This is a genomic window from Streptomyces sp. AcH 505 (genome assembly GCF_000818175.1).
Lineage (GTDB): Bacteria > Actinomycetota > Actinomycetes > Streptomycetales > Streptomycetaceae > Streptomyces.
The window spans coordinates 2514268-2524880 of record NZ_JTIY01000001.1 but is presented as its reverse complement, the minus strand read 5'-3'; the positions used below and the strand labels follow the sequence as shown (position 1 = coordinate 2524880).

Genomic DNA, 10613 nt, shown 5'->3' with positions numbered 1-10613 from the left:
GGGCGGGGGGCCGTTGACGACGAGTACGGTGAGCCGCCGCTCCCCGGCCCCGCCTCCGGACCCGGCCCCGCTTCCGGACCCGGACGCGGACCCGGCTCCATCCCCGGTCCCATCCCCCTCCCGGTCGTCCGACACCGATACCGACACCCGCGTCGGAGCCCCCGGGGCGTGCCGTACGACGTTCGCCAGGGCCTCCTGCACGATGCGGTACGCGGAGAGGCCCACCGCCTCCGGCACCTCGGCGTCGCACGGGGTGAACTCGACCGGCACCCCCGTCCGTACCGTCGCCTCCACCAGCTTCCCGATCCGCATCAGGCCCGGCTGCGGGGCGAGTTCGCCGTGCGTCTCCTCGTTCCGCAGCACCCCGAGGAGCCGTCGCATCTCCCCCAGCGACTCGCGCGCTGTCGCCGCGATGGAGGTGAACTCCTCCTGCACGTGCGGCGGCAGGCCGTCGAGGCGGTACGCCGCTGTGTCCGCCTGCACCGTGATGACGGACATGTGGTGCGCCACCACGTCGTGCAACTCCCGCGCGATGCGGGCGCGTTCCTCCAGCAGTGTGCGGCGGCTGCGCTCCGCCTCGCTGATCGTCTCCTGCTCGGCCAGCCTGCGCTGCACCTCGTACCGCTCGCGGAGCGCGCCACCGAGCAGGAGCGCGGCGCCGCTGAGCACGATCATCACCGTGCTGTTACCGGTCGTGCCGTGGGGTGCGGCGAACGCCAGGCCGATGCTCGCTGCCGCCGTGGCGAGCCACACCAGCAGCAGCGTCCGGCGCCGCTCGCGCAGGCCGAGGGCGAGGCAGAGTCCGACGTACCCGACGATCACCATGGCTGGGAACGGCCAGACGCGCTGCTCGGCGAAGTCGACGGTGAGCAGGGTGAGCGCCCCTGCCACGTCCGCGACGAAGATCACGTACCAGGCGCGCAGAGGGTAGACGACCGCGAGCAGCAGCGGCGCCGCCTGCGCGACGGCGAGCACGCTCGCGATGCCGCCGTTCAGGCCGTAGTCGACGCTGAGCACCCGGATGGTGGCGGGCAGCAGGGCGACGCACAGCACGAACGCCACGCCCCACGGCAGCAGCCGTACCCACCGACGCGACGCCCCCGCGAGCAGCGCGCGCGGGTGTTTCTCCTCCACCGGTGTCATGGCCTCCACGCGTCCACCCTATGCGCGGCGCGACGGCGGGACGGCGACAGGAAAAGTGGTGTCCCGGGAAGCACCGACGGCGGACCCGGCGCGACCGCTGCCGGATGATCTTCATCTTGCGTAAGCGAACTGTTCATCCGCACCTCCGTTCTCTCACCTTTCGCAGCTCTAGAGTTCGTCAGCTGCCGTGATCCGTGATGCAGCCCTGTGTCGCCTGGGGGGACCAGACGCCGACCGGGCCGTAGGCGGACCGGGCCGTAGGCGGCATCCAAGACTGAGAAGTCATCTGATCCGTGTGATCCGTGGGGGGTCAACAACTTGAGAATGTTCACGCGCCGCCATGCCGCGGCGCTCGCGACTGCTGCGGTCCTCGCCGCAGTAGGCACAGTGGCGATCGCACCGGGCGCCGTCGCCGACGACGCCGATGACTGGGGGACCGAGGGCCAGATCCTCGTCGACGGGGGGACGTTGATCGACCCGGCGACAGGCGCGGCCACCCAGATCCCCAACGCGGGCGGTTCGTCGGCGGCCTGGGCGCCGGACGGCAGCCGGCTGATCGTCACGCAGAGCCAGATCGGCAGCTTCCGCCCCAGCGGCTCCACCAAGATCACCCTGCCGTGGGCCACCGGGGTGCGTTCCAGCGCGTCGTACGAAGACCTGGCCTACGGGTGGGGCGGCCGTTACGTCGTCTTCTCGACGGGCGGACAGCTCGCCTACGGCCCGTCGGACGGCGCGTGGGCCCCCGAGCCGCTGCTGAGCAGCAAGCTGGGGCCGGCCACCGCGTGCGACACCCACCCGACGGTGACCTGGGCGGGCGTGGTCGCGTTCCAGCGCAACATCAATTACGGCTGCTACGACAACGTCGGCATCGAGGTGTACGACGGGACCACCGTCAAGCGCGTCATCACCAACGGCGAGCAGCCCGAATTCTCGCCCGACGGGACGAAGTTGGCCTTCGTCCGCGCGGACGCCGACGGCAAGTCGCAGATCTTCACCGCGAACGCCGACGGCAGCGACGTCAAGCAGCTGACCACGGGCCCGCGTTCGTACGCGAACCCTTCCTGGTCGCCGAACGGCGCCCGGATCCTCTTCGACGCGCACACGTCGCCGGACAGCGGTGACGTGCACACGACCGAGTACATCGACGTGGCGAGCGGCGAGTTGACGAAGGTCGCGGAGGGACAGGGCTCGAACCCGAGCTGGCAGCCGCTGCGGAAGAACATCACCGCGCGGGTGTGGGGCGACGACGAGTACGCCACCGCCGTGGCTTCCTCCCGCTTCAGCTGGAACACCGTCGGCAAGACCCAACCGGGCCTGCTGGACGCCAAGTCGGCTGTGCTGGTCAGCCAGGACGACATGGCGGACTCGCTCACGGCGCCCGCGCTGGCCGGCAAAATGTCGGCCCCGGTGCTGCTGACGCCGAAGACCGCGCTGTCGACGCCGGTGAAGAACGAGCTGAAGCGGATGCTGAAGCCGGGCGCGAACGTCTGGATGGTCGGCGGCACGTCCGTGCTCTCCAGCAACGTCGCCACGCAGCTGCGGACCCTCGGTTACGTCCCGAAGCGGGTCTCCGGCGCGGACGGCTACGAGACGTCCGTCAAGGTGGCGGCGGTGCAGACCAAGAGCCCGCGGTACGTGTTCCTGGCCAGCGGCAAGGACTACAAGGCGGCGCTTCCCGCGGCTGCGGCGGCGGGTTCGGACGGCCCGAGCGGCGCGAGCACCCTCGTGCTCAGCAGCGGCACCACGCTGACCGCGTCCGTGAAGACGTACCTCAACGGCCTGAACCCCGACAAGACCATGATCATCCCGGTCGGCGCCGACGCGAAGTACGCGCTCACGCATACGTCGTTCACGAAGTGGCCGTCGTCGTACTACTACTACCCGGTCACGTCCGGCACCGCCGAAGGCCTCTCGGTGGCCCTCGCCAAGTTCTGGTGGACCACGCCCGACACGGCCACCCTCGCGTACGCCGGCTCCTGGCACGACGGGGTGTCCGCGAGCGCGGCGATGAACATCTACGGGCCCATCCTGTGGACGTCACGGCCGGCCCTGTCCAGCGAGATCAAGAGCTACCTGCTGCGCGAGTCCGCGGGCATGCAGTCCGTCGTCGCCTTCGGCAACACCGGCTCCGTCACCCTGGGCGCACTGAACACGGCGGGCTCGTCGATCAGCGCGAACGGGAACATGTTCCTGTACCACGCGGACTACAACGGCGACCAGAACACAACCACGGCCACGGGCACGGGCACGCAGGGCCTGCGCAAGAGCGCCGAGGCACCCACAACGCCACTCAAGGGCGCCACACCACGGTCGACTCCGACGTCCCCGACCACCCCGGCCCGGCCGACCGTCAAGCCGAACCTCGACCCACTCAAGACGACCCAGCACCAGTAACAACTACCGTCACAGGGGCACGAACCACGGGGGCGCCGACCACAGGGTCGGCGCCCCTGCGGCGCTCGTTCCCATGTCGGTGCGGGTGGGGCTCGGCGAGACTCACCGTACGGGGAAGCCGAAGGTGTAGCCCTGCTCCTTCAGCCACGGCAGCACCTCGCGCAGCGCCGCCAAGGTCTGGGCGCGGTCTCCGCCCGCGTCGTGGAAGAGGATCGTCGGGCCGTCGGCGATCTCGCTCTTGACCGTGGCGACGATGGTTTCCACGCCGGGGTGTTCGAAGTCCTTCGTGTCGACGTTCCAGCCCAGCGGCCGCATCCCGCGGGACGCCGCCAGGTGCCGGCTGTACGGGGTGAAGGCGCCGCCCGGGGCGCGGTAGTACTGGGGGCGGACGCCGCCGGAGGCCTTGGTGATCATGCGTTCGGCGTCGAGGATCTGCTGGGACTGGTAGGCCTCGGACTTGGTGTCCATGGTGGTGTCGTGCGAGACCGTGTGGTCGCACAGCCGGTGCCCGCCTGCGACGACCGCCTTGACCAGGTCCGGGTATTCCTGCGCCTGCGTACCCACCATGCAGAACGTGGCCTTCACGCCGCTGTCCTTCAGCAGTTGCAGCACCTGCGGCGTCCACGCCGGGTCAGGGCCGTCGTCGATGGTGATGTTGACACCACGGGGGCCACGGTCCGAGGCGTGCGCGATCTCCTCCGACACCTTGGCCACTTTCTGGTTCCGGTCTCCGGCGGCGGGCGCTGAGGCATGGGCCGCCGGCTGCCGGCCGCCGGCCGAATCGGCCTGCGCGGTCCACATCGAGGTGCCGACGGCCAGGGCTGTCACGCCGAGCGCAGCCGCGAGGACCCGGCTGTGCCATCCCATTCTCTTGTGACTTGCCATGTCGGGCCGCCCCTTTGCTGTCTCCGCCGGTGCCGTTGCTGCCGTGCACCCATGAAGACACACGAAGGGCCGTAGTGGTCCCCTCTGTTACCGATCACGGACGAACCCGCAGGGGGGCGGCGACAAACCCAGCGGTTCCACGACACACAGGCACGACAGGCACGACAGGCACGGCACACCGAGCCGTCACAGCGTTGCGGCGAGGATCCGTTCACGCTGGTCGGCGGCCCAGCGGTAAGAAGGCTTCATCGTGAGGGCGCGGTCGAGATCGGCCAGCGCCTCCACCCGTCTGCCGAGCGCCTCGTGCGCCATCGCCCGGCTGCCCACCGCCCAGGCGTATCCCGGGTCGAGGGCGAGCGCCCGGTCGTACTCGGCGATCGCGTCCTCGAACCGCCCTTCCTGTCGCAACAGTTCGCCTCGTTCTCCCACGATCCAGGGATTGCGTGGTGACAGCGCCAGCGCCCTGTCCAGGTCGGCCCGTGCGCCGCCGGTGTCGTCGAGCGAGCGCCGTACCTGAGCACGGCGTACCAGGGACCAGATGTGGTCGGGCTTGATGTCGAGGGCGAGATCGAGGTCGGCCAGCGCTGCCGCGGACCGACCCTGGGTGTGTGCCGTACGCGCCCGGCTGGCCAGTGCCAGGACATGGCCGGGGTCGATGACGAGCACCTGGTCGAAGTCCGCGATAGCCGCCTCGGGGCGACCCGCCAGCCTGTTCGTCTCGCCCCGGTGCCAGAAGGGGCGCGTACCGGACACCCGCCGCTCGACGGCCCGGTCATGATCCTCCAGCGCCTTCTCGTACTGACCGAGCGCCCGATGCACCAGTGCTCGCCCCGTGTACGCCCGAGCCCACTGCGGGGCCAGGCCGATCGCCCGGTCGAAGTCCTCGAAGGCGGCCGCGTACCTTGCCTCGTCGCTGTGGCCCTCACCACGAATCATGAACGCGAGGGCGCGGCCCGTGTCGTCAAGTTCCGTCCGGGACAAGAGCATTCCGAGCAGCTTCTCCACACCGCGCTGTTCGTCCCCCAACGCGGCCAGACAGTGGGATCCCCAGTCGCGCAACGCGTCGTCCGTCACCGCCTCACCGGCTTCGGTGAAGACGTGAGCCCACCGTCGTGCCGACTCCGCTCCTGCCGCGCATGCAGCGGGACCGTCTCCCAGTGCCCGCGCGAAGGCCAGGCGCGGCTGCGCACACAACAGGTGGTAGATCTCCTCCAGGCGCTCGACCCACCATGCTTCCGACTCCACTTGCTCCCAGGTCTGCAGCCCCGCCCCCGCCGACTCCCGCCGCTGTCCGAACGACTCCGCCAGCCGGTCATGGGCCGCACGCCACCGATCGGGCGACACGGAACGCTGGAGCCGCAGCATCGGGTCGCGCACCACGTCGTGGTAGTGCGCGAAGCCTCCGCTGTCGCTCACGAAGGGCATGGTGCGCAGCCAGCTGTAGAGCGCGCTCGGGTCGGCACCGCCCGCGTCGCCGACAGCGGAGGTGAAGATGTCCTCGTTCAACCGCCGTGGCAACGCTCCGGCAAGAGCCGCCGCGCGACGGGTCGGTTCCCGCTCCCACTTCAGGAAGCGCTCGACGGCGGTGGCGCTGGGGTCGTCCACACCGCCCGGAAGCGCGGCGTTCTCGGCGACGGCGAGGGTCGAGAGCAGGACGGGCAGCCGCCGGGACAGCCTGAGCACATCCCGCACCACCGTGTCGTCCACCACTCCCTTCGCGGTGAGAAACTGCCGCGCCTCGGACTCGGTGAACGGCGTGAGCGGCACCTCGGTCACCAGGTCGGCGCAGTCCGCCCAGCAGTTGGGGGCGAGCGGGCCCTGTCCGGACAGGGTGATCACGGCGTTCGCGGGCAGCGAGCCGTACGGTCCGCCGATGACGAGATCGCGCAGCCACGTGTCGAGGAACGGTCCGGTGCGCTCGTACGTGTCGAAGAAGACGGCGATCCACGGAGCCTGGGACGCGACGCGGTCCAGTTCGGCGACCAGGGTCGGCGTGAGGACGTGGAGCGGGTCGGTGAGCAGCCGCGCGTCCTCCTGCCTGCTCGTACGGGTACCGAGAGCGGCCCGTACGTGGTCGGCGCCGCGGGCGAGTTGAGCTGGGTCGACGGCTCCGGTGAGCGCTCCGACCCCCGGAACCATGCCGAGGCCGACCAGCCCGGCCTGCGCGACGGCGAGCGATCCTGCCGTCGGACCCTGCTCGGGCTGCGCGAGGGACGCGGCCGACGCCTCGTCCCGCCGGCGGCGGTAGGTCGCGAGCGCCCGGTCGAGAGCCTTGAGCGGGTGCCCCAGCCGTGCGAACTGGTCGGCCAGCGCCTCCAGCACCTCCGGCACGCTGTTCACGGACTCGTCGACGGTGGCGGTGAGCGCCTGGCGCTCGCGGGCGGTCCTGACGAACTCGCGTACCAGAGTCGTCTTGCCCACGCCCGCGTTGCCATGGACGTGGAACACGAACCGGTGCTCCAGGTCTTCCGGCTGCGTGTCGAAGTTCGCCCGGAACAGCGCGAGTTCACTGCGCCGTCCGACGAACCCCGCATGTCGGCGCAGGTTGATGAGCTCTTGCATCGACGGACGCGCACTGCCAGCCATGCGTTTCAGTCTGGCAGCGGGGCAGCGGCTCTGACAGAGGGCGCGGCGGCAGGTCCGGCGGGGGCGGGCGGCATCCGGCGACGCCGGACACACGGGCACACGGGCACACCGTCCTGTACCGGAGGGCAACGAAGGCCCGAGCCATTCCTCGCGGACATGGCCCCGGCTCAGAATCGACCGACGGTCGCGTGTGATCCTGCGGCACTTCGGCCGCTCCCCGTGGGGATCTCCGTGGCACGGCGCCAAGGCGCCTGCGCGCAGGCCGTCTCGTACGTCGAATGCGCCGTCGGGGACGAGGTGTTGTGGGGCATCGGCATTGATGCCAGCGCGACGTCGTCATCACTCAAAAAAAGCAATTGTCTCGGCGGTGAACCGCGCCCGGAAATGACTGTCGCGTCCGTCCGTACACAGCAGGTTGTACAGACGGGCCGACTTACCGTCGGACCGGTGACAAGCCCGTCAAATCGCACGGGTGATACATCAGCAGCCCCTTACGATCTGATTCGATCAAGAAGCCTCATCAAAGCCCTCACCGAAGGCCCTGCCGGCCTTCTCCGCATTTCCCCGCTCCCCCACCAACCAGACTCAATCGGAGTCAATACGGCGATGGAATATTGCGCGTGCGGCGACACAAGAACGTGAAAAGCAAACTCGATCCGCTGTCCGTCGCCGCGATGGTGATCACCGTCGTCTCCATCTCGGCCACCGCCCCCCTGACCGCCGCCGGCTCCGCCTCGCCGCTCGCCATGGCCTTCTGGCGGAACTGCCTGGGCTTCGCCGTACTCGGTCCTTTCCTCCTGCTGCTGCGCCGCCGTGAGGTGCGGCGTGTGGTGCGCGGCGAGCGGGCACTGCTGCGCCGGGAGCAGTGGCGGCCCCTGGTCTTCGGCTTCCTCGCGGCCACGGCGCTCGCTCTCCACTTCGCGTCGTTCATGACGAGCACCCGGCTCACCTCGGTCGCCATGTCCACCGCACTCGTCGCCACCCAGCCCGTCTGGCAGGCTCTCATCGCCGCCGGCCAGGGGGCCAAGACATCCCGCAGAACATGGACGGGTCTCGCACTCTCCGTGATCGGAGCTGCCGCGGCAGCCGGTCTCGACATCAAGGCCGGCGGTACGGCGCTGCTGGGCGACCTGCTCGCCCTTTTCGGGGCCCTCGCCCAGGCCGGGTACACCGCGCTGAGCGAGCGGTCGCGCGCGGACGTGAGCACACCGCTGTATTCGACGTTCACCTCGCTGGTCTGCGGTGCGGAACTCCTCGTGGTCTGCTGGCTGGCCGACATCCCGCTGACGGGATTCGACCGTGCCACCCATCTGTCGCTGCTGGGGCTGCTCGTCCTGCCCCAGCTTCTGGGGCTCAGCGCGCTGAACTTCGCTCTCGGCAGGACATCGGCGACGACCATGAGCATCCTGCTCCTGCTGGAGACCCCCGTCGCCGCGCTGACCGCGTGGTGGCTCATGGGTCAGGACATCAAGCCCGCGACCGTACCCGGGCTGCTGCTGATCATCGTCGGTGTCACCATCGTGCTGACAAGCGGCAAAGAGGAAAGTGCGGCGGCACAGCACGGCACGTACCGTCCCGACATACCGCCCTATCCGGCCTATGCCCCGTACACCGCCGTCCAGCCACGACCCGTGCCCGGACAATTGGCGTACCGTCACGAAGCTGAACGTGATCGCGATCCCAGAGTGGAGTGGGCCGGCTACGGCGAAAGCCCGACGGTCAGGTTCACTTATCACGGTGCGGGGGCGTTCGACACCGTGCATCTGCGCAGGCCACGCAAGGACGAGGCCGAGCAGCACTCACAGCACAATGTTCGGCCGCACGACCAGCCTCAAGAGCGGCCTTACGACTGGTCTCCATACCTGCCGAACGACCACTGATCCGCGCGCGGTTCAGCCGGTCGGCGGCGCCGTCCTGTCCCCGCCGTGCCGGGCAGGACCGGCATCGGGCACCAGCCCTTGCCGGGCGAGGCTGCCGTCCAGCCATGCCGCCGCCAGCTCGACCCGGGAACGGCACCCGGTCCGCCGGAACAGCCGCGTGAGGCGCTGCTCCACCGTCTTCTCGCTGCACGCCAACCGGGCCGCGATCTGCCGGTTGGTCGACCCCTCGCTCACCATGGCGATCAGCCGGGCGTCCCGCTCGTTCCGCCCCTCCTGGGCCGCCCGGCGCCTGGGGAGGGAGACGTTACGCCGGCGGGCCGCCGCGCCGAGCCGACCGCGGACGGGCCGCCCCCTACCCAACGCGTACCCGCTCCGTGTCGCCCCGGCCTCCCGCCACTTGAAATCGTCGCCGAGGTCCGCCACATACCCACTGCACTCGGCCTCCAGGGGCACGTCGCCCCGCTGCCGCGCCAACCGGTAAGCGGCCGACGCGCTCTCCGCGTCGCCGTGCACCATGCCTCGGGCGAGGAGCATCACCTCACGCGTCATGGGCGAGGCCGACTCTTCGTACAGGGCCTCCAGTTCCTCCATGGTCAGCCGCATCGCCGCCTGGTCGCCCTTCTCGATCGCGATCGACAGAATCCGCAGCAGCACTCTGTCGACGCCCGCGAGCAGTCCGCTCTCCCGCGCACGCCGCACAGCGCGCCACGCCTCTTCCAGAGCACCGTCGGCACCGTCCCGCTGACCCGACCAGTACCGGGCACCGAGCCGCGCCCGGATCACCAGCGGATGGCCGACGGAGTCGGGGATCAGCTCCAGCCACGCGCGGGCGCGTCCGAACTCCCCGCGCGCTAACTGGATTTCGGCTGCCAGCGCACGGGCCGACTGTGCGGGACCGGCCACACTTTCGGTCCGGGCCGCGCTGTCGGTCCTGACCCGCGTCTCGATCCGCCGGGCGGCCGCCAGCGCGCTGTCCCAGTGTCCGGCCAGATACGCGCCCACCATGGCGTGGTACTGGACGGCCGTACTCTGCCCGGCCCCGACGTAACGCTCACCGAGCACAGCCTCAAGAGCGCCCGCCAGGTCTCCGTACGCGGCTGCGTTCCGCAGCCGGTCCAAGGCCGCCTCGCCCAAGGCGTCCTGCGGCAGCCCTCGCCGCGCCCGCTCGAACTCGGCACCGCCGCCCACCGCCGCTGCCAGCAGGCGGACTTCGGCGGGCGACGGGAGCGCCCCGGAGCCGAACTCGGACTCGGAGCCGGGGCCGGGGCCGAACTCGGAGTCGGGGCCGAACTCGGAGCCGGACTCCTGGCCGGCGTCGTCCGTGGCGTGGCCGGCCACCGGCCCCGGCCGGAACGGCCGCGTGACCGGACCGATCCCGTACAGTCCGCCGAGCCCCGCCGGCCCGGCAGCCGCCGGTATCCGCCCGAGCGCCGCCGCGTACCGGGGGTCGGCGTCGTCGGCGTACGGGGAGCGATGTTCGTGCAGCGCCGAGAGGGTCCACGTCCGGGTGACCCACTCCAGGCCGCTCCGGTCATCGCCGTACGCCGTGTCGAGGCAGTCGAGCAGCGGCTCGCCGAGCGCGAGTACGCCGATGTGGTCGCCGTACCGCAGGCCCAGGGCCGCGGCCTCGCGCAGCACGCCGGGCGTTCTGGTGTCGTACGGCGGCAGCCGCAGCAGCGCCGAGTGGTAACCGCGGACCGCCCGGGAACTGTCGAGTTTCGCGCT

6 protein-coding genes and 1 pseudogene are annotated in these 10613 nt (G+C 70.5%); 3 read left to right on the top strand and 4 right to left on the bottom strand.

From position 1 onward, the window contains the following. A partial coding sequence (locus HY68_RS11610) for a histidine kinase (protein ID WP_078863552.1) occupies nucleotides 1-1143 on the bottom strand: 1143 nt, incomplete at its 3' end. Between the two features lie 324 nt (nucleotides 1144-1467). Between HY68_RS11610 and HY68_RS39575 the strand changes: the two genes are divergently transcribed. After that, complete coding sequence (locus HY68_RS39575) at nucleotides 1468-3537, top strand: cell wall-binding repeat-containing protein (protein ID WP_078863551.1); 2070 nt, start codon at nucleotides 1468-1470, stop codon at nucleotides 3535-3537. Nucleotides 3538-3639: 102 nt separating this feature from the next. Here HY68_RS39575 and HY68_RS11600 read toward each other — a convergent pair whose 3' ends face one another. Both HY68_RS11600 and HY68_RS11595 read right to left on the bottom strand, forming a co-directional pair. Further along, the gene (locus HY68_RS11600) at nucleotides 3640-4422 is read right to left on the bottom strand and encodes a polysaccharide deacetylase family protein (RefSeq protein WP_041987717.1); all 783 of its coding nucleotides are present in this window, start codon (nucleotides 4420-4422) and stop codon (nucleotides 3640-3642) included. Nucleotides 4423-4608: 186 nt separating this feature from the next. Continuing rightward, entirely contained in the window at nucleotides 4609-7008 is a 2400-nt protein-coding gene (locus HY68_RS11595) for a tetratricopeptide repeat protein (RefSeq protein WP_041987714.1), read from the bottom strand. A gap of 243 nt (nucleotides 7009-7251) precedes the next feature. Here HY68_RS11595 and HY68_RS46035 point away from each other — a divergent pair. Continuing rightward, a pseudogene (locus HY68_RS46035) lies at nucleotides 7252-7396 on the top strand (alpha-isopropylmalate synthase regulatory domain-containing protein); the annotation flags it as partial. 232 nt (nucleotides 7397-7628) lie between these two features. Next, complete coding sequence (locus tag HY68_RS11590) at nucleotides 7629-8888, top strand: DMT family transporter (protein ID WP_063779635.1); 1260 nt, start codon at nucleotides 7629-7631, stop codon at nucleotides 8886-8888. Nucleotides 8889-8900: 12 nt separating this feature from the next. Here the strand turns inward: HY68_RS11590 and HY68_RS11585 are convergent. Further along, the coding region (locus tag HY68_RS11585; protein ID WP_041995782.1) for a helix-turn-helix transcriptional regulator at nucleotides 8901-10613 on the bottom strand (1713 nt) is incomplete at its 5' end.